The 19,200-nt window shown below is 60.8% G+C and carries 18 protein-coding genes; 5 read left to right on the forward strand and 13 right to left on the reverse strand.

The window, feature by feature from the left end; translation table 11 throughout:
* The 6 genes from HPY64_17325 to HPY64_17350 form a co-directional block, all read right to left on the reverse strand.
* Positions 1–787: MFS transporter (locus HPY64_17325; GenBank protein NPV68893.1), on the reverse strand; the 787-nt coding region annotated here is incomplete at its 3' end.
* A gap of 18 nt (positions 788–805) precedes the next feature.
* On the reverse strand, positions 806–1,621 hold the full coding sequence (rsmI, locus tag HPY64_17330) for a 16S rRNA (cytidine(1402)-2'-O)-methyltransferase (GenBank protein ID NPV68894.1): 816 nt from the start codon (positions 1,619–1,621) through the stop codon (positions 806–808).
* A gap of 12 nt (positions 1,622–1,633) precedes the next feature.
* The gene (locus HPY64_17335) at positions 1,634–2,506 is read right to left on the reverse strand and encodes a hypothetical protein (GenBank protein NPV68895.1); all 873 of its coding nucleotides are present in this window, start codon (positions 2,504–2,506) and stop codon (positions 1,634–1,636) included.
* 15 nt (positions 2,507–2,521) lie between these two features.
* On the reverse strand, positions 2,522–3,322 hold the full coding sequence (locus HPY64_17340; protein ID NPV68896.1) for a hypothetical protein: 801 nt from the start codon (positions 3,320–3,322) through the stop codon (positions 2,522–2,524).
* Positions 3,323–3,341: 19 nt separating this feature from the next.
* On the reverse strand, positions 3,342–4,241 hold the full coding sequence (locus tag HPY64_17345; GenBank protein ID NPV68897.1) for a hypothetical protein: 900 nt from the start codon (positions 4,239–4,241) through the stop codon (positions 3,342–3,344).
* A gap of 166 nt (positions 4,242–4,407) precedes the next feature.
* Positions 4,408–4,860: a dTDP-4-dehydrorhamnose 3,5-epimerase family protein gene (locus HPY64_17350; GenBank protein NPV68898.1), complete on the reverse strand. Its 453-nt coding sequence runs from the start codon at positions 4,858–4,860 to the stop codon at positions 4,408–4,410.
* 469 nt (positions 4,861–5,329) lie between these two features.
* Between HPY64_17350 and dnaN the strand changes: the two genes are divergently transcribed.
* Both dnaN and HPY64_17360 read left to right on the forward strand, forming a co-directional pair.
* Complete coding sequence (gene dnaN, locus HPY64_17355; GenBank protein NPV68899.1) at positions 5,330–6,466, forward strand: DNA polymerase III subunit beta; 1,137 nt, start codon at positions 5,330–5,332, stop codon at positions 6,464–6,466.
* 209 nt (positions 6,467–6,675) lie between these two features.
* The gene (locus HPY64_17360; protein NPV68900.1) at positions 6,676–7,755 is read left to right on the forward strand and encodes a CPBP family intramembrane metalloprotease; all 1,080 of its coding nucleotides are present in this window, start codon (positions 6,676–6,678) and stop codon (positions 7,753–7,755) included.
* A gap of 44 nt (positions 7,756–7,799) precedes the next feature.
* On the opposite strand, the gene HPY64_17365 is transcribed toward HPY64_17360, so the two are convergent.
* Together HPY64_17365 and rdgB are read right to left on the reverse strand one after the other, a co-directional pair.
* Positions 7,800–8,216 carry an OsmC family protein gene (locus HPY64_17365; protein ID NPV68901.1) on the reverse strand — a complete coding sequence of 139 codons (417 nt, stop codon included), beginning with the start codon at positions 8,214–8,216 and terminating at the stop codon, positions 7,800–7,802.
* A 126-nt stretch (positions 8,217–8,342) separates the two neighbouring features.
* Positions 8,343–8,966, reverse strand: a complete 624-nt coding sequence (gene rdgB, locus HPY64_17370; protein NPV68902.1) for an RdgB/HAM1 family non-canonical purine NTP pyrophosphatase — start codon at positions 8,964–8,966, stop codon at positions 8,343–8,345.
* Positions 8,967–9,167: 201 nt separating this feature from the next.
* On the opposite strand from rdgB, the gene HPY64_17375 reads away from it, so the two are divergent.
* The 3 genes from HPY64_17375 to HPY64_17385 all read left to right on the forward strand — a co-directional run bounded on the left by HPY64_17375 (position 9,168) and on the right by HPY64_17385 (position 11,297).
* A complete protein-coding gene (locus tag HPY64_17375) occupies positions 9,168–9,578 on the forward strand; it encodes a response regulator (protein NPV68903.1) in 411 nt (136 codons plus the stop codon).
* 201 nt (positions 9,579–9,779) lie between these two features.
* Complete coding sequence (locus HPY64_17380; GenBank protein ID NPV68904.1) at positions 9,780–10,292, forward strand: MarR family transcriptional regulator; 513 nt, start codon at positions 9,780–9,782, stop codon at positions 10,290–10,292.
* A gap of 33 nt (positions 10,293–10,325) precedes the next feature.
* A complete protein-coding gene (locus HPY64_17385; protein ID NPV68905.1) occupies positions 10,326–11,297 on the forward strand; it encodes a polyprenyl synthetase family protein in 972 nt (323 codons plus the stop codon).
* Positions 11,298–11,397: 100 nt separating this feature from the next.
* On the opposite strand, the gene HPY64_17390 is transcribed toward HPY64_17385, so the two are convergent.
* From HPY64_17390 to HPY64_17410, 5 genes are all read right to left on the reverse strand, one after another.
* The gene (locus HPY64_17390; GenBank protein ID NPV68906.1) at positions 11,398–13,869 is read right to left on the reverse strand and encodes a transglutaminase domain-containing protein; all 2,472 of its coding nucleotides are present in this window, start codon (positions 13,867–13,869) and stop codon (positions 11,398–11,400) included.
* Between the two features lie 112 nt (positions 13,870–13,981).
* On the reverse strand, positions 13,982–15,862 hold the full coding sequence (locus HPY64_17395) for an ABC transporter ATP-binding protein (protein NPV68907.1): 1,881 nt from the start codon (positions 15,860–15,862) through the stop codon (positions 13,982–13,984).
* 35 nt (positions 15,863–15,897) lie between these two features.
* Positions 15,898–16,959, reverse strand: coding sequence for an ABC transporter permease (locus tag HPY64_17400; GenBank protein NPV68908.1), 1,062 nt, complete (start codon positions 16,957–16,959; stop codon positions 15,898–15,900).
* Between the two features lie 30 nt (positions 16,960–16,989).
* Positions 16,990–18,216: an ABC transporter permease gene (locus HPY64_17405; GenBank protein ID NPV68909.1), complete on the reverse strand. Its 1,227-nt coding sequence runs from the start codon at positions 18,214–18,216 to the stop codon at positions 16,990–16,992.
* Positions 18,217–18,357: 141 nt separating this feature from the next.
* Positions 18,358–18,984, reverse strand: coding sequence for a hypothetical protein (locus HPY64_17410; GenBank protein ID NPV68910.1), 627 nt, complete (start codon positions 18,982–18,984; stop codon positions 18,358–18,360).
* Positions 18,985–19,200: the final 216 nt, after the last annotated feature.

The following is a 19,200-nucleotide window of genomic DNA, read 5'->3' on the forward strand; positions in this document are numbered from 1 at the left end:
CCGCGCACCTGCTCCAGATAGCTGGCGCCAGCAGATACCCCAACGACATTGCCAGAAACAGCACCAGCAGCACCGCGTAGATCCGCACCTGCGCGGCGCTCATTCGCCACCAGGCGCTGCCGGAAGCCTGCCCCGCACTGGCGGCGTCGTGCACATGATCCCAGGGCAGTTCCGGCGTGCGCATCACGGTCAGCGTGGAGAAAAAGAACCAGACCGCCGATACCCAGAACACCGTCCGTAACCCGAAGGTCTGGCCCAGCCAGCCGCCGATCATCGGAGAGAAGATCGTCCCGGCGAAGTAAGCTGCATAAACCGTCGAGATCGCAGTCTGGACATTCTTGCCGGGCAAGTCGCCAAGCTGAGCGTCACGGGCAATATAGGCATTGATCGCTGGCAACGACGAGGCCGACATCGCGTACAGGAAGAAACCGGGTAGCAGCCATTGCCAGCTGGGGGCCAGGGCCAGCAGCACCACTGCCCCCGTGCCCAGCCACCAGGTCAACAGCATCAACCAGCGCGGACCGGTGCGATCGATCAGCCGGCCCGCGGGCAGCATCAGCAACACCGGGGCAAGACCAGCCATCGCCAGTACCTGCCCGACCTGCACCGGATTGCCGCCGAGAGAGGTCACATACAGCGGGCGGATATACAGCCACAATCCCTCGCCCAGCCCCCACAGGAACAGGGCCAGCGCCATTTTCCGTGAGGCGGCTCGCAGGGCCAGGACAGGTTGTAGCCACTCAGCCAGCCACCGCTGGCGGGCCAGTAACTGGGTCAACACGGTCATCACCAACATCCAGGATGCTCAAAACCGCAGCGCATAGATATCGCGCTTGTTCCAGCCAGACTCGGCGGCAACAGCCTTGGCCGCTGCATTACGCGATTCCCCAGCCTGCAGCCGCCGCTGCATCTCAGCGCGTACCTGCGCCTCGCTCCAGACATCCCCGCTGCGCGGCTGGCCGCCGATGAGCAGGGTAACTTCGCCACGCACCGGCTCTTCCATGAAGTAGTCCAGCGCCTGACGCGCCGTGCCGCGGAAGTACTCCTCAAACAGCTTGGTGATCTCGCGGGCCACACATACTGGCCGCGATTCGCCCATGATCTCGCAGATAGCCTGCAGCGTCTCGACCAGCCGGTACGGACTTTCGTATGCGATCAACGTCTCCGGCGCATCGCTCAGCGCCATCAATTCCGCAACCAGGGCATGCTTCTTGCGCGGCAAGAACCCCAGAAACGTGAAGCGGTCAGTCGGCAGGCCGGAAGCTACCAGCGCCGTGATCGCGGCATTGGGGCCAGGCAGCGAGATAACCTGTACCTTTGCCCGCAGACAGGCGTTGATCAGCTCGTAGCCGGGATCGGAAAGGCCCGGTGTCCCGGCATCGGAGATCAATGCCACATCGCGCCCGGATTCCAGTACGTCCAGGATTTCATCGACCCGGGCAAGCTTATTGTGCTCGTGGTAGCTGATCATCGGCTTGATGATGTCGTAGTGCTCCAGGAGCACCCGCGACACGCGGGTATCTTCAGCAGCGATCAGCGCCGCTTCCCGTAGGACCCGCAGTGCACGCAGGGTGATATCTTCCAGATTGCCAATCGGCGTGGGGACGATATAGAGCGGCATCAGAGAGCCTTTTTAGCTGTGATTTTGAATGAAAGTGACGATGGCTACATTCGCCTCGCACTCCGGGGAGGTCACGACGGTGAACTCCTCGGAAACGGGCGCTCCAGTCTGGCTCAGCAGTTGTACCACATACTGCGCTTCCAGCGGGGCGCTATTGAGGAAAACCTCATATCCGGCGGGGCCAAAGGCCGGCGCCGTGCCCGTGAAGCGAATCTCATCGATTCCTTCGCCCACCACGCGCACTGCCAGGCCAACCAGCGCCTCGCCGTTCAGGCCAACAACCGTCCCCGCGATACTGGCCCAGCGGCAACCCTGACCATTGGCATTGGCAGTATATGTGGCCGCCTCGCCATAGACCGTGAACGGATACGGCGAGCGCGTCACTTCCGCCGGGTTGATGGCTGGCGGCGGGGTAATCACCACGCCGGCCGCCTGATCCGGCGGCGCCCCGCCAATCAACGTCGCCGTTGGAGCCAGGAACGTCCGTGTCGCCAGTCGAGGCGGCGTGATCACGATCTGGGTCGCTGTAGGGGATGGTGTCAGGGACGGGGTGACCGTCGGTGTCACCGTGGGCACCAGCGTTGTCAGCCGGGCCACCTCAGGGATCTTCGTTGGCGAGGGCGAGGCCGCCTGCCCACGCGGGTCGGCGGTAGCAACCACATAGATCGGCAACGGGGTGCGTGGCGGAAACGGGTTGATCGGTAGGTACGGGTTGGCCAGCAACACCCCGAAGTAAACCAGATAAGCCAGCGTCAGCAGCAGGAAAACCACCGTAATGACATTGGGAGTCAGGCAGCCCGGCCGCCCTGCCCCGGCAGGCTGGCGTTCTTTGCCCAGCGCACTGGCGTCTACATCATCAGGCAGGTATGGATCATCGTGACTCATCGGCTACCTGAACCGCTAGAAAGGCCGCAACTGCACGAAGTTGACCAGGGCCAGATTCTGCGCACAGTTGTTCGGGAAAGTCACCTGAACCGCAGGCGAGACCACAGTCCCACTGGGCGTCAACAACTCCACAAAATAGGTGTTGTTGTTCGTCTGGCCGGAAACAAAGGCTTCCCAGCCGGATGGCGACCCGTACAGGGTGTTGGAGCCAGAGGCGACCACAATTCCCGCACCGCCCTCTCCCAGGCCGGGGCCGGTCACGCGGATGTTGTAACCCGTTAATCCCTGACCATTGAGGCCAAACACCTGCCCGCCGATGCCCTGCCAGGCGCAACCGGCGGTATTGGCAAAGTTGGCCGTAAACACGACATTGCCCCGCAGCCCGAACGGGAACGGCGAAGCCGTGTAAGTGAACGTTGGCGTTGGACCGGTAGGGGTGATGCTCGGTGTGAACGTCATCGAAGGCGTCGGGGTAAACGTATTGCTCGCCGTGGGCGTGATGGATGGCGTATCAGTTGGGCCTGGAGTCGGCGTGATGGTCAGGGATGGAGTCACCGATGGCGTGATCGTTGGTGTATTGCTGGGCGTTGGCGTCTTGGTTGGGGTGAATGTCCAGGTCGGCGGCAGCATGGTAGGTGTGGCAGTAGGCGTAGGCAGCTGCGCTACCTTCGGGATGATCGGCGTCGCTGGCGCTAGAAACGGCACCGGTATGATCCCGGCGGCAAATACGCCGGTCAGCGCCAGGCAAACCAGTGTCAGCAGCACAAAAAACACGGTGATGACGTTATAGACGCGATCAGCCCCCTGCCCGGACATAAGCGCCCCCTCGTCCTCTTTACCCGCCAACAAAACGCTCCACGGTGGCCCTGTCCCACAGCGATTGCCGCCACCGCTCAAAAGTCACCTCAAACAGCGCTGCCCGCGCCGCCTCATCCAGCGGGCGATCAGCCACCCGTTCCAGCGTCTGGATGATGTGATACCCCAGGCGGCTGGCCACCGGTTCGCTGATCTGGCCGATCGGCTGGGTGAATGCCACCTCGGCCACGACCGGCTCGGTCAACTGCTCCCGCGTGAACCAGCCCAGATCGCCGCCCAGATCGCGGGTACTCACATCGCGCGAATGCTGCAGGGCCAGCGCCGCAAAGTCCGCCCCGTTCTGGAGTTGCTCGTAGATCTGCCGCGCCTCGCCTTCGGTACTCACCAGAATGTGGCGAGCATGCGCCTGTTCCACCTGATCCGGCACACTGGCGATCACCTGATCGCGAATCTTGGCTGTGAGCAGCGCCTCATACAGCGACTGACGAAAAGTCTCAGGCGTCAGCCCATTTTCCGCCAGCCATGACTGCCAGGCCGCTTCTCCACCTGCCACCTCGATACTCACGGCCACTTCCGCTTCCAGTTCTTCCGGCGTGACCTGCAGACCCTGGACTATTGCCGCCTGCTCAATCAGCACCTGGTCGATCAGGCTATTCAACACCGACTGCTCAAACGCCGCCCGATCCGCCGGGACGACACCTGCTTCGGCCAGGCGCTGCTCTTCTTCCCACAGACGCCGCTGGAAAGCTGCCAGGGTGATCGGCTGGCCGTTGACCAGGGCCGCCAGCGTTTCCGTAGACTCTGGCGTTGCAGTGGTAGTAATCTGCGCGGCTGCCGCATCAACGGGTGCAGCAGGAACATCCGGCGCAGGTGCCGCAGGTGCACCAGGAGCGCAACTGCTGATCACCATCATCGCCATGATAAGCAATAACCATCGTGAAGTTGTCTGAAACACAGAGCTTCCCTGATTAGCGCGTTACAGGCACAGAATCAGAACCGGCGCAGACAGCCAACAGCGACAGCCGCACTTTATTATGCTGGCATGGGAACACTGTGGCAAGTGAGACAAACGGCCTGCCGCGGCGTCACCGAAAATGAAGCGACCAGTCAAACCCGATCTCCGGGTCGTCGTAAGGGATGCGCTGCTCATCCGGTTCCGCTCGATTGTAGCTCTCGGTAGTATGGTAAAAGAGATAGACAGGGCGATCCCCCAGCACCTGATAGCCATGAGCGATTCCCGCCGGGATCAGAATCAGCATGGGGTTGTCCTCCCCCGCAAAGATCTGCTGGGTCACCCTGTAGGTGGGCGAGTCTGGCCGCCGGTCGTACAGCACGACGCGGGCCATACCCAGCGCCACGTACCACAAATCGTCCTGCTTCTGATGCCAGTGAAAGGCTTTGATCACACCGGGATAGCTCTTGGTAAAGCTGGTCTGGCCGAACCGGCGCAGCAATCCATCATCATCGCGCAGCACCTCGCGGAAGAAACCGCGATCATCGGAGAAGGTGACCAGTGGTTTAATCACTACGTCGTGAATTTTGCCTGGCACGTTCTACACCCCGTTCCATAACTACGCCTGGACATCTGTACTCGCCCCGGATTTATCCCGCAGGAGCGGCTTCCCACCGGGGACGCACAACGGCGAATTATAGCATATGCAACCCGCCGACAGGCTGGTAGATCAGCAGGCGTGGGGCGACAACACCTATCTGAGCTACCCCCCAGCCTCCCGGTCTCCGACCTCCTGACACCCGCCTCCCGCCTCTCGCTTCCGCTGGTACCGAATCACAGACAGGTATTGCCTGCGCCCCTGGCAGATGGCAGATTGCAAGATGTAGGTTAAGGCGAGTTGATGTATACTCTACCCCACAGTGACCAGCACATGAAAAAGCGACCCGGCTGCCCCGGTGGATTGCCACAGTTTTGCCTGTGAGGTGTGGCAGATCGCTCAACTGGTATGGGGAAGCGCGGTTCTGAGCACACACTTTCAAGGGAGACCCCGAATCATGAAGGTTTCGGTTCTTCAAGAAAACCTGGCCAAAGGCTTGAGCATTGTGGGACGCGCCGTGCCCACCCGCCCGACCATGCAGGTTCTGGGCAATGTGCTGCTGGAAACCGAAGAAGGCCGCCTGAAGCTCGCCGCAACCAATCTGGAACTGGGCATCACGGCCTGGATCGGGGCGCGGGTGGAAGAAGACGGCGCGATCACCGTGCCGGCTCGCACATTCATCGACCTGATCAACCAGCTCTCACCGGAGCGCGTGGACCTCGATCTGGATGTGCGCAACCTGACCCTCAAGGTGCACTGCGGTGCAACTAATAGCAACATCAAGGGCATTGATTCCAACGAATTCCCGCTAATCCCACAGGCTGGCGAGGCGCCCGGCATTGCCATCCCCGGCGCAGTACTACGCGAGATGATCTCGCAGACGGTATTCGCCGCCGCTACCGATGACAACCGCCCCATCCTGACCGGCGTATACACGCGCCTGACCTCCGACGGCATCGTCATGGCAGCGGCGGATGGCTACCGGCTCTCGGTGCGCACCGCACCGTTGGAGATTGGCACGCCCCGCACTACCGAACTGATCATTCCGGCGCGCACCCTGGCTGAACTGGGCCGGATCATCAGCGATGACGATGAAGAAGTCCTGATGAGCATCCCGCAGGGCCGCAACCAGGTCATCTTCCATCTCAAGAATGTGGATGTCGCCTCCACCCTGCTGGATGGTAAATTTCCGGACTACAACGCTATCATCCCCCGCAGCTTCACGACCAGCACCATTGCCTATACCGCCGACCTGCTGCGTGCCTGCAAACGGGCCGATATTTTTGCCCGTGATGTCAACAACAACGCCAAGGTAAGCGTCATCCCGGCGGAAACACCTTCCGCGCCGGGCATTGTCCGCCTGAGCGCCACTTCGACCGAACGCGGCAGCGCCGATGCTATCGTCGATGCAACTGTCGAAGGCGACAAACAGGAGATCAGCTTCAACGTCCGCTACCTGATCGATGTGCTCAATGTGATCCGCGAGGAACAGGTCGTGCTGCAGAGCAACGGCCCCACCGCCCCTGGCGTGATCAAGCCGGTTGGCCGCGATGACTTCATCCATGTCATCATGCCCATGAGCATCGGCCGCTAGCACATCCCGGATGGTAAGCCGTGGTGCCACCCGCTGGCTCCGGCTGGCAGGTGGCCTTTTTGTCCGGGCTGCCCGGTGGCTTCTGTGTGCGAGTAGCGCAAACTGATCGGCGGCAGATTACCGCTGGCCAGAACTGCATTTTCCGGCTTACGCCGGAAAAGAAAGTATCAATGCCCCCGGACGCACGTCGACATTGAAAGGCAGCATGCATGGCTGTACAGTTCTCTATCCTGGTCATCGCCACTGCCCTGACCGTGGCTGCTGGTTGGCTGGCCCGCCGCAGCGACCGGGACCCGGCATCCAGACCGGCCTTCCTGCTGGCCTGGGCGGCTCTGCTCTCCGGCTTTGTGAGCTACGCCCTGCTCACCTATTTGAGTCTGCTGGGTGTAGATACCGCCACAGCTCAGGAGATGGGTCTGGGTGCAGATGTCGCTTTGCGCGGGCTGGCAGGTGTCCTGCTGGCGGCAGGCAGTGCGATCTACCTGTGGCTGTTCGTCTGGGGGAGAGGACTGCGTCGGGTCATAGCCCGGCTGCTGCCTGCCCCCCGGGCAGAGCGCTGGGATGACACCACGCCCTGGCGCGAACAGAACCGCGGATTCGACCCCGATTCGATGGCGCATGCATTCGGGCTGGGAGCCGTCCAGTTGCTGTTCTTCCAGACCCTGACGGACTTCGTCATCGCTGGCGGACAGGCCGGTCTGGCTGCTGCCGGTCTGGATCAAACTGAGGTGATGCTGTCCTCGGCTTTCACAGCAATACTCTTACTCAGTGGGACACTGGCCGGCGTAGGATTGGGGCAGGATCGCGATTGGCGGCAGGTGCTCACCCGCCTCGGCCTGCGGCCCCCCACTGCCAATGAACTGATCGTCGGAGCAGGCATGGCCGTTGTGCTGCTGGCGTTCCAGTTTTGCGCTGGCGGGGTGTGGATGATGCTGGCGCCGCAGGACGTATTCGATCAACAAACGCAGCTCAGCCAGGCGATCGCCGGCAGCGTTGCCAGCCTCCCGGCCGCCTTTCTGGTCGCGCTCTTCTCGTCCGTTGGTGAGGAAATCGCCTTCCGCGGGGCGCTGCAACCAGTTGTCGGTCTATGGCCAACCGCGGCGCTGTTTGCCCTGACCCATGTGCAGTACCAGTTCACCCCCGCCCTGCTGATCATCCTGGCGGTGGGCGTTGTCCTCGGCTGGACACGCAAACACTACGGGACAGCAGCGGCCATCGCCACGCATTTCCTCTACAACTTCAGCCTGCTTGCCCTGGCGGTAGCAGCCAGCCAGCTGATCGGACAGTAACACAGCTTCACCAGAGCACCGGTATTGGTCAGGGCTGCTCCGCTTCAATCAGCTTCGATCACCTCGAAATCAGTCGTGATCTCCGCGGAGCCTGACACTGTTGCTGACACCGAGCAGTACTTGTGCTTGGAAAGATCGATGGCCTGCCGCACCGCTTCCGGGTCAAGGCCGCGTCCAACAAGCCGGTAGTGAACATGGATCTTGCGGAACGCCCAGGGCGGATCGCTGTCCTGCTCGCCGCTGACCAGGATGCGCAGATTGGTCAGCTTCTGCCGCTTCTTGCTCAGGATATTGACCACATCATAAGCTGTGCAACCGCCCAGTGCCACCAGCAACAACTCCGAGGGCTTCATCCCCACGCCGTCTTCCGGCCCGGTGCCGGAGAGCACCACGGAGTGCCTGGTGCTGTCAATGCCCACAAACTGCTGGTTTTGCAGCCAGATCACTTCGGCCTGCCCCATGTGAATCTATCCTCCTTCAGCGGTTGCCGATACATGCCTGCGCCGGAACAGCGACCGGGACAGGCGCAATAGACCGTTTCTTCAGATGTCCAGCAGGAATGCCGCGAAAAACCAGTGGGCGCCGCGTTACCACCCTGCCCCGGACTTTTGCAGGCGCTCCAGCACGGCCAGCAAGATTGGCCTGAGCGCTTCCAGCGCCCGCGCCCGATGGCTGATAGCGTTCTTTTCCATCGCCGATAGTTCGGCCAGATGGCGACCGTCCGGCAAAACAAAGACCGGATCGTAGCCAAATCCTCCGCTCCCCCGCGGATGACGCCCGATCGATCCCTCCAGCGTCCCCTGCGCGACATGCACCTCGCCATCCGGCAGCGCCAGTGCCACCACACAGACAAACCGCGCCGACCGCCGATCATCAGGAATGGCCGCCATGACGCTCAGGAGCTTACGGTAACGATCTTCATCCGTCGCCGCCGGGCCGGCATACCTGGCGGAATATACACCCGGCTGGCCATTCAGCGCGTCTACCTGCAACCCGGAATCATCAGCTAGCGTCGGTAAACCGGAGGCACGGGCAAATGCCAGCGCCTTGAGCCGCGCATTGGCCTCAAAGGTCAGGCCATCTTCCGCTACCTCAAGATGATCCAGGCCAACGTCCGCCGGTCCCACCCAGGTCACCGGGAGATTGGCCAGCAGGTCGTGGTACTCGCGTTGCTTGCCCGGATTCAGCGTTGCCACCAGCACAGTGATCACCGGACTCTCCTCTGCCCGCGGTACACCGATCAGGTCGCGCAGATATTGCCAGGAAGCTACAGCGAAAGCAAGAGTCGATCAGCAGTGCCCAATGGTTACAAAATCATTCCGAATCATGCTAAAATCAATAAAACCGCATTTATGATAGTGAACAGCACAATGTTTCGAAGGGGGAAGGAGCTGTGCTCCTGGAGGTCGCCTATGGCGAGCAAAACCTTCACAGTGCTGGCGGTGGATGACGAGGAAGAAGCGCTGACCCTGATCAGGCTGATGCTCCAGAACACGCCTTTTCGGATCATCACTGCCTGCAGCGGCCAGGAGGCGCTGAACATCGCCCAGAGCACACCCAATATCGACATTGTGCTGCTCGACATCATGATGCCGGACATTTCCGGTGTGACGGTTTGCGGGCGGCTGCGGGCAATCCAGCAACTCCGCCATGTGCCGATCGTCATGCTGACGGCTCTAGATGACTACGCTACCCGTCGCAAGGCCATCCAGGCCGGTGCCACTGACCTGATGACCAAGCCTGTTTCCAAGCAGGAACTGGTCGCCAAGCTGTACGGCGTCATCGCTGAACAGCAGGCGAAAGCCTCCTCGGATTGGGGCTGAGTTCCTGTTTCCCTTGCCCCTGGGAGCAGGCGATAGGCGCCTTTTTTGCCTGTCCGGCGCCCTGAATTTCCCCGTCAACGTTTAGAAGATTCTAAAAATTTCAAATTTTTGATTGACAATTCGGAACCGGATTCACTATAATCCCCTTTGTGAAAGCAATAACGATGGGTTGTGTCTGAATAGCCCGATTGGTGGATGGCCATGCCGGCGGTCAAGCCCGTGCTCGATATCGAACCTGCCCTCTTTGAAGCTGTGGTAAAAGTAGGCAAGCTCCTCGGGCTGAACAAGTCAGCTTCCCTGGCGCTGGCCCTGTTGTTTGCAGCCGATCAGCCACTTTCGCTGGACGATATCACCGCCAGTACCGGCATCGCCAAAAGCTCAAACAGCGTCATCCTGAAGAATCTGGAGCAAATGGGGCTGGTCGAGAGCGTTAACCGGCCACATGACCGGCGCAAATACTACCGTGTTGTCGACAACCCGGCGGAAGCTTTCGCCGTCCTGATCGCCCAGCGCCTGGACAACGTTGCTGGCCGGCAACAGGAACTATTCGATTCGGATCACTCCAGCCATTCTGCCGCCTACCGACAGCGCCTGGTTCAACTCAAAGCGATCTACCTGGGTTTGTTGCAGGCCGCCAACTATCTGCGTATCCAGCGTGCGAATGCCTGGAACGAGATGAACAGGCGTCTTGCCATTGACGAGCCGCATCACTAGCACAGTCCGGGGCTAGCCGACAAGAAGATGGGTATGAATACAGCTTTCATCTCCTTCACCGCCGGCATTGAATACGAACTGAACCGCCTTGAAGAACGCCTGCTGGCAGCGGTCCCTGTGGATAATGGCGCTGTTGGGGAGCGTATCCGAGATATCGTCCGCGCCGGGGGCAAAAGACTCCGCCCCAGCCTGACCTTCTACACTGGACGCATCTTCAATGCCGATCTGGAACGCACCATCGCGGTAGCCGCCGGGCTGGAAATGCTGCATACAGCCACCCTCGTCCATGACGATCTGGTCGATAACGCCCGCGAAAGGCGCGGTGTCCCCACCCTGAATGCCTTCTTCCCGCCAGGGCTGGTTATTCTCAGCGGTGATATGCTCTTCGCCCAGGCCGCGCAACTCGTCGCCGAGGCTGATCATGTCGGTATCATGCGTGCCTTCGCCCGCACATTGAATGAGATCTGCCGCGGAGAACTCGTGCAGGCGCAGACCAAACACGTGCTGGTCCCCATCGATGAATACTATACCCGCATCTACGGCAAGACTGGCTCGCTATTCCGCGCCGCTGCAGAAGCCGGTGCCATGCTGGGGAAGGCAGAACCCCATGAGGTCGAGGTGATGGGAAACTACGGGCGGCTGCTGGGTATGGCTTTCCAGATCGTTGACGACGCGCTGGACTTCACCAGCAACGCTGAACGGATGGGCAAACCCAGCGGTCACGATCTCCGGGAAGGCGTCATCACTCTGCCGGTACTGCTGTACAGCGCCAGAGAAGGCAACCTCAATGGCACGTTCCGGCGCGTTGTTGCCGGTACCGCTACCGAAGAGCAGATCAACGCGACTGTCGCGGCCATCGCAGCCAGCGGTGTCATCGACGAGTCACTGGAAATCGCCCGCGACTTCGCCCGGCAGGCCCGGCAGAGCCTGGCAGCCCTGCCCGACTCATTGGCCCGCCAGCAACTCATGCAACTCACCTACATGGCCGTTGACCGCGATCACTGACCCCGCTCTGCCATCTCCCTGAACATGAACCGCGTGCCCCCGTGTACGCGGTCTGTATAACGGGTGTGCGGTGTCGGGCCTGGCTAACGCTGCTCCAGGCTTAATCGCCGCGCCAGCGGCGGGGCAGCAAACGCACCAGGCGAGCGCGCACAAAGGCTTTGCGCGCCTCATCCAGCGCGTTCCGGGCCACGATATTCCAGCGAGCGCGGCGCGGCTGTTGCGGGCCATACGTTTCCTCAACGTACATGTCAGTGATGACGTCGACTGCGCGCTTGCTTTCGGGCACATGGTGGCTGATCACACGCCGCCGCTCGTGGGGCGTGTAGCTGGGCGATAGGCGCAACCCCAGATAACCGGCGTAGCGCTCCAGCAGCGCATAGGCACGCTGTACCGGCGTCAGGCCGCCCAGTCCCCGCCATTCCAGCCACCATACCAGGAAGAGAATCAACACCAACAGCAGGATGATGAGCGCCAGAACGATCACAATGGTCACCACCACCGACAGAATCGCTTTCAGCGTGTCAGGGGCCTGACTCTCCTGCTCTGGAGGCGGAACTGCTGCAGGCGGTACAGCAGGCGTCGCTGTAGGCGGCGGTGTGATCGTCGGCGGGACATATGGCGCGGCCTCATCACCCGGTAGCGTGGCCGTTGGCTGGGGCGATGGTGTCATGCTCGGCGTAGCCGTTGGCCAGGGGGTATTCGTCGCGACGGGGGTGCTGGTCGGCTGCAGGGGGCCGGGCACCAGCGGTAGCACATCCGGACGGTCAAGCGGCGCCTGCGCTGCGGTCGGCTCAAATTCCACCCAGCCATAGCCGGGGAAATAGACTTCCACCCAGGTATGCGCATCCCGTTCACGTACCAGAAACTGCTGTGTGGCGGCGCTCCATTCACCCTGGGAGAATCCCGCCGCTACCCGCGCCGGGATTCCGATAGCGCGCAGCAATACCACCATCGCGCTGGCATAGTAGTTACAGTAACCACGCTGGCCGTCAAATAGCACCCAGTCCACCGGATCGATGCCAGGCGGCGGCGGTGTGATGGTCTCATCGTATACGATATTGGCCCGCAACCAGCCTTCAATGGCCTTGGCCTGATCGTATGGAGTCAAGGCGTTGGCCTCAGTGACGATGCTGAAGGCAAGTTCGCGTGTACGTGTGGTGACACTGGCGCCAAGCTGCAGGTAAGTATCCAGCACCCAGGCCGGGTAAACCGTGCCAGCGTTGCGCAGGGATGGCGCATCAGCCACCGAGACGCTGCTCACAACCGTATAACTGTCGCCGTTGCGCAACACCTCAAGCGGGCGGATCACCGACACATCCATAACCTGCCGTGCATCGTCCACGTAGGACAGGTCAATCGCCACTGGCAGATTGAGTACACCGGGTTGCGGGGCGCTGTAGACCAGGCGCGACGCCTCAATGACGATTGTCACCTGCTGTTCGACCATCCGGCGCATAGCCTGCGCAGCCTGTCGATCCTGGATGGTGAAGCCGGCTTCAGGCACGGTCAGCCGTACTGATGCTGTAGGTGTCCAGCGCCCACCCTCATAGTAGCTGAATGTGCGCGAACGCCAGTAATAGCGTGTACCCTGTTCCGTCAACGGCGGCGCCTTCACCAACATCACCGGCCGGTCGCCCAGCTGAATCGCCCCGCTAAGTTGCAGTGAATTCCCGCCGTAATAGTCCGCCGTCACCAGGCCCTCCGTATCGAGCGAGGCAAACAGGCGGTTGAGCAACTGGTTCACTTTGCTCAGCGGATCGCTGTTGAGAAATTCCTGAATACGGTTGAGGCCATCGCTGTTGGCGCCGCTGGGCAAGGCCCACGCCACGCCCACCAGTACAATCGCCAGCACCGCCCCCCAGCGCATGAACTGGTTCCGCAGCCCCGGCGGGAATGTGATGCGCCTGAGGTACCACTCCCATTCCTGGTTATCTATCGCGCTGCGTACCACCAGCAGCAGGGCAAATACCGCGTAGATGGCCAGATATGGCCCGACCTGCGTCTCGCCAGGATCGTAGAATTCATTGACCAGGATGACCACGCCGGGCGGAATCACCGCCCGCCAGACGCGATCAACCCGGAAGACATACCAAGCGGTGTTGTGCCCCAGGAACCAGAACAAGACCGAGAGGAATAACACAAAGATGAGGTTATCCTGGGCAATTCCCTCCCCTCCCAGCACCTGCAGCCAGCTAACGGAACGGGCAAAGATACCACCCAGCCGGGCCAACAGCGAGCCTTCTTCCAGGTTCAGGGCAGTGACCAGGCCAATGAACCCCAGGCTGTAGACGCTGGAAATCAGCAGTGCGAGCAGTTCGCCATAATGGCTGCGCGCCAGGAGGAAGCCAAAGAACACGCTCAGCAACGCAACCGGCACTAACTGGCCCAGCCCTTCCGTCCAGCCGGTCGCCTCCATGGCCAGCGCGGCGGTTAGCAGCATCCCGGCCACCAGGAGCAGAGCAGTGAAATCCCCTCGCAGGAATACCCTGCCCCACAGCCGGGCCACTGCCCCCCAGAGGCGAACCATCCAGTGCGGAAAGGAGGTTACCGTTGCCTGAGATCGTTGTTCCATACCCCACACATCACAGTAAAACGAAGGCGTCCCGGCAAAGCCGGCGACGCCCCCCGGTTAACAGCATCCTCAGTGTAACGGCATGATTGCATACCTGCAACCGGCGCCTACCCTACGCTACAGCGGGCGCTACTGCCGGAACTCGCCCCAGCGCGTCCTCCGCGCTGGCGCCAGCCATCAACAGGCCAAGTTGCTCGCGAGTGACCGAATCAGCATCGACCGTGGCGACCACGCTCCCTTTGTACATCACCACAATGCGGTCGGAAAGCGCCATGATCTCGTCCAGTTCGGCGCTGACCAGCAGCACCGCTGCGCCAGCATCGCGCTGAGACACGATCTGCTGGTGAATGAACTCGATACTACCCACGTCAATGCCACGCGTCGGCTGGGCGGCGATCAACAGGCGAGGACGGCGGCCAAATTCGCGGGCCACAACCATCTTCTGCTGGTTGCCGCCGGAAAGGCTCCCTCCAGCAGTGGTGACACTCGGTGTGCGGATATCGAATTGCCTGACCAGCGTGACGGCGTTGTGGTCCACCCGATCATGATCGAGCACGACGCCGCCGTTTTCGCCGCCCCGCTTTAGAACTGGCGCAATGACGGGCTGCAGCCGCCCCATGATAAGGGTTGCCAGCCGGTGAGCCACATAAGCAAAGAGCAGCGCCATCACTAGCAAGGCCAGCATCCCGAACAACTCCGGTCCGGCCATCTCCTGGCGACTGGCCGCTTCCACATCGGTGATGCCGTGCAGGCTGAGCACCAGCGGCCATACCGCCGCCTTCCACAGGGCGTCCCAGATTACCGCCAATACCGCAAAGACGCCGAGCGCAAAGGCTGCATATAGGGCCGTCACAAGGGGCAGCTGCCGCAGCGACGGCGCAGCGCTGTATGGCGGCGCATAGTACACGTTGAGCACCAGATTCTCGGCCACTGTATAGTTGGCGACCATGCCGAAGCGATGCCGGTCTTCCGGCACGTGCCCCGTCCCGCTGGCGGTAACGGCACGCGGCGAAGCGTTGGTCAGGTCTTTACCATTGATCTTCACATGGCCACCTGCTGCCGGGCGCAGGCCGGTCAGCACCTCAACCAACTCCGTCTGACCATTGCCCTGCACCCCTGCGACTCCCACCACCTCACCGGAGCGGACGACAAAGCTGACATTGTTGACTGCATGGTGCCCCCGGTCGTCATAGGCGCTGAGGTTTTCGACCTCCAGCACGACCTCTTTGGGCCTGGCCGGAGGTTTGTTCACCCGCAGCAGCACCTCGCGCCCAACCATCAAAGCAGCCAACGACTCCTGGGTGGATTCTTCCGGCAGGACCGTCCCCACCACCTCGCCATCGCGCATGACCACGATGCGGTGCGCCACCGCCAGCACTTCCTTGAGCTTGTGGGTGATGAAAATGATGCTGACACCCCGCGCTGCCAGATCGCGCATGATCTTAAACAATTCCTGTACTTCCTGGGGGGTGAGCACAGCGGTAGGCTCATCCAGGATCAGGATTTCGGCGTCGCGATATAATGCCTTGATGATCTCCACACGCTGCTGGACACCAACCGGCAACTCCTCAATCACGGCATTCGGATCCACCTCAAGGCGATATTGCTCGCTCAAAGCGCGGACCCGACGGGCAGCTTCCTGGCGATCGAGGAACGCGCCATCAGTCACCTCTTCGCCAAGCACGACATTCTCCGCCACGGTCATCACCGGGATGAGCTGGAAATGCTGATGTACCATCCCGATACCGCTATGGATGGCCTCCCGCGGACTGGCAAAATGAACCTCCCTGCCCTTCAGCTTGATCGTGCCACTGTCGGCATGATACAGGCCGTAAATGATGTTCATCAGCGTGGACTTGCCAGCGCCATTCTCACCCAGCAGGGCCAGGATTTCCCCTTTGTGCAGGGTCAGATTGACATTGTGGTTGGCCAGGACTCCCGGAAATCGCTTGGTTACACCGATAACTTCAAGGACAACCTCGTTGGAAGGCATAGTCTCTCCTGCAGTATTAGCGTGCGCAGGCTGAATCATTCCACCTCATACGGCTTGCCGACATGCGCTGGCGGCCGGGCGCGCCCGACAAAGCCCGCCAGCACAATCACCGTCAGCAGGTAGGGCAGCATTCCCACAAACTGATGTGGAATCTGGATGTTGAAGAACTGGAGCTGCCCCTGTAGCGCCGTAGCAAACCCGAATAGCAGCGCCCCTGCCGCCGCGCCCAGCGGATGCCACTTACCGAAGATCATCACCGCCAGAGCAATGAAGCCCCGGCCATTGGTCATGCCGCGCTCAAAAATACCGACCGCCTCGAGCGTCAGGAAGACACCACCCAGTCCTGCCATACAACCACTGAAAAACAGGTTGGTGTACTGCAAACGGTGCACATTGATACCCAGGGTGTCGGCGGCCCGTGGATGCTCCCCAACGGCTCTGGTACGCAACCCCCAGGGCGTGCGGAACAGCGCAATGGTGACCGTGATGACCACGAGCACCATCAGGTAGGTGACCAGCCCTTTGTTGAAAATGATCTCCCCGATCCAGAAGAGCAATCCTGCATCCTGTTTGAACGGGTTGGAGATCACCGGCGGAAGCCGCCCCTGCGTTGTCGCCCCGGCCAGGTAAAAGTATCCGGTTAGGCCCAACGCGAGTGTATTAATCACCGTGCCGCTGATGATCTGGTCAACTTTGTAGCGGATGGAAAGCAGGGCGTGCAGCAACCCCGTCAGCCCACCAACGAGTACCCCTCCCAGAATGGAAAGGATCAGGCGCACTGGCTCCGCCTGCAGGGCGGTCGGCGCCCCGCTACTGCTCAGACCGACATTGATCATGAAGCCCACATACGCCGCGAGCAGCATCATGCCTTCAATGCCAATGTTCACAATCCCGCTGCGTTCGCTGAGGATGCCACTCATGGCGCCGAGGGCAATCGGCACGGTGCCGCGAATGCTGGCGTTGATCACCGCCACCACAATCGCCGGGCCAACAGCGCCAGCAGCCAGAAATGCCACCACCAGAATGGCCACGATCAGTATCATCGCGGTCACAGTGGTTCTGTTGGTCTTTACTGCAGAGGCTACATCACCGGACATAGCTTGACCGCTCCTTTCAGGCGCCCGCGTCTAGCGCTGCCCCCAGCCGGTGCTGAGCTTCTGTGCCGGCCCACCCGCGCCACGGATACGATAGACCGTGCGGATGATCTCCTCCGCAGCCACAAACATCAGGATCAGCGCCTGAATCACCACGATAATCTCCGATTGCACCCCGCTATTGAACTGCATCCGGGTAGAACCGGCATCCATAGCGCCAAACAGAAACGCCGAGAGAATAACACCGATCGGATTGTTCCCCCCCAGCAACGCCACCGTGATCGCGTCAAAGCCCAGGCCGAGGCTCTGGTTTGGCTCGTAGCGGTAATTCACCCCCAGTGTCTGCATCGCCCCGGCTGCGCCGGCCAGCGCGCCAGCGATGATCATGGTCAGCACGGTGATCCGCTTGACGCTGATCCCGCTGTACCGCGCCGCAGTGGGGTTAAGTCCTACCATACGCAGTTCAAACCCGAACGTCGTCCGGGTAAGCACCAGGAGAATGACAATCGCCGCAATCAGCGCCAGGAAAAGACCCAGGTGCAGCGCCTGCGGGCCGGGCGGATCATAGATAACAGGCAATTGAGCCGTAGGATAGATCGTCGGTGTGCGCGTGATCACGCCGTTGCCGTCGTTCAGCGGGCCGGGCGGGATGCCTTCGCCGGGTGAACCGGCGTAGAGCAGCCAGGCGATTAGGTTGGTGGCAATGAAGTTGAACATGATCGTGGTGATCACCTCATGCGCACCAGTATAGGCCTTGAGCAAACCGGGAATAGCCCCCCACAGCGCACCCCCCAGCATCCCGGCCAGCAGCGCCAGGGTAACATGCACTACCGCCGAGAGCACCGGGTTGCCCAGGTCTACCTGGATGGCAAAGCCTACCCACGCTGACGTGACCGAGCCGATGGCCAGTTGCCCCTGAGCGCCAATATTGAACAACCCGCCTTTGAAGGCAAAGGCAACCGCCAGCCCGGAAAAGATCAGAGGCGTGGTCTTGACTAGCGTACGGGTCAGCCCGCTTGAATCGCCAAAGGCGCCATTGAGCAGGCCGGAGAAAGCAGCTCCGGCAGTCTGCACGCCCTTGACCAGGTTCTCTCCAATGCTGGCCCCGGTGTCCGAAAATACACTGGTCAACACGATGAACACCGAACCGATCAGCACCGCCGTGAACACAGCTAGCAGAGGAACAATCAGCGCGCGCAGGCGGCCAAAGAGACTCACCGCTCTAACTGGCGCAGTTGTGACGACAGTGACTTCGCTCATCGGGCACAGTCCTTTTCCCGTCTCCAGAGGGCCACTCAATAAGCCGAATAGTCTGAACCAGACACAAACCGGCTGGGCCGCTGGTCAATCCCAGCGGAAGCATACCACCGACTATCACCATACCACTAACTGCGATCAACCTTAACCGTATTGCATCCGGGTATTGATACTGGTGGGGTCGGGATATCCAAACTCCTGAATCAACCGGCTCAAACTGATCTCGTTGGGCATCCGATCCCCTAACATCAAGTCCTGAAGCATAATGTCAACCACCAGGAGCAGGCGGCTGAATTGATTGAATTGCCCCTCAAAAGCAGTGAAAAAGACGGCAAACAGCCGCGCCCGCAACTCCTCATCAGCAACCCGGCTGCCCGGCCATCCCAGACTCCACCGGCTACGGTACGACCCCATACTCAGGATGTGCGAGCGAATGTCCAGCAACTGGAACATCGCCTCACGCCGATCCTGAGCATCCACCAGCCGGATCGTACCACGGTAAGGGAGATTGGGCAGCGACACATAGATGTGACCGGCAGGCAACACCTTGATCATGCGGTACACACTGCGACGGTTAAAGCCCAATCCACAGGCAACGGCGTCAGCACACTGTCGGTAGTATGCGGCGCGGGATGGTTTTTCCGCGGATGCATCAACCCACCACAGCAACGACAGAAAATCGCCAAAATCCAGCGCCAGTTGAGGAGGATGATCAGGGCTATAGGGGGACAGCAACTGATTGATTCGAGCCTGGTCCGCCGGAATACCCATCGCTGGCACCATACCCAATGAGATATCACAACCTGACCGTGTCAAGAGTATAGCAGCGCCCGCTGGCAAAAACCACTGTCCGGACAACGGGGAGTGTCTAAAGGTAAAGATATGGGTAAAATGGGGGTATGAGCCAATGTCCATACTGTCACCGAACCGAACAGCAGGTCAAAGCGGGTCTGAATGCCTCAGGCAGCCAGCGCTATCTGTGTAAGG

The organism is Anaerolineae bacterium (genome assembly GCA_013178165.1).
GTDB lineage: Bacteria > Chloroflexota > Anaerolineae > Aggregatilineales > Ch27 > Ch27.

What these genes read in the sequence shown, in the direction of transcription:
- HPY64_17375 (NPV68903.1), top strand. Translation starts at nt 9,168, where the DNA reads ATGGCGAGCAAAACCTTCACAGTGCTGGCGGTGGATGACGAGGAAGAA.
- HPY64_17405 (NPV68909.1), bottom strand. Translation starts at nt 18,216, where the DNA reads ATGAGCGAAGTCACTGTCGTCACAACTGCGCCAGTTAGAGCGGTGAGT.
- HPY64_17340 (NPV68896.1), bottom strand. Translation starts at nt 3,322, where the DNA reads ATGTCCGGGCAGGGGGCTGATCGCGTCTATAACGTCATCACCGTGTTT.
- rsmI (NPV68894.1), bottom strand. Translation starts at nt 1,621, where the DNA reads ATGCCGCTCTATATCGTCCCCACGCCGATTGGCAATCTGGAAGATATC.
- HPY64_17360 (NPV68900.1), top strand. Translation starts at nt 6,676, where the DNA reads ATGGCTGTACAGTTCTCTATCCTGGTCATCGCCACTGCCCTGACCGTG.
- HPY64_17365 (NPV68901.1), bottom strand. Translation starts at nt 8,216, where the DNA reads ATGGGGCAGGCCGAAGTGATCTGGCTGCAAAACCAGCAGTTTGTGGGC.
- HPY64_17390 (NPV68906.1), bottom strand. Translation starts at nt 13,869, where the DNA reads ATGGAACAACGATCTCAGGCAACGGTAACCTCCTTTCCGCACTGGATG.
- HPY64_17410 (NPV68910.1), bottom strand. Translation starts at nt 18,984, where the DNA reads ATGGGTATTCCGGCGGACCAGGCTCGAATCAATCAGTTGCTGTCCCCC.
- HPY64_17385 (NPV68905.1), top strand. Translation starts at nt 10,326, where the DNA reads ATGAATACAGCTTTCATCTCCTTCACCGCCGGCATTGAATACGAACTG.
- HPY64_17380 (NPV68904.1), top strand. Translation starts at nt 9,780, where the DNA reads ATGCCGGCGGTCAAGCCCGTGCTCGATATCGAACCTGCCCTCTTTGAA.
- HPY64_17335 (NPV68895.1), bottom strand. Translation starts at nt 2,506, where the DNA reads ATGAGTCACGATGATCCATACCTGCCTGATGATGTAGACGCCAGTGCG.
- HPY64_17395 (NPV68907.1), bottom strand. Translation starts at nt 15,862, where the DNA reads ATGCCTTCCAACGAGGTTGTCCTTGAAGTTATCGGTGTAACCAAGCGA.
- HPY64_17345 (NPV68897.1), bottom strand. Translation starts at nt 4,241, where the DNA reads ATGGCGATGATGGTGATCAGCAGTTGCGCTCCTGGTGCACCTGCGGCA.
- dnaN (NPV68899.1), top strand. Translation starts at nt 5,330, where the DNA reads ATGAAGGTTTCGGTTCTTCAAGAAAACCTGGCCAAAGGCTTGAGCATT.
- HPY64_17400 (NPV68908.1), bottom strand. Translation starts at nt 16,959, where the DNA reads ATGTCCGGTGATGTAGCCTCTGCAGTAAAGACCAACAGAACCACTGTG.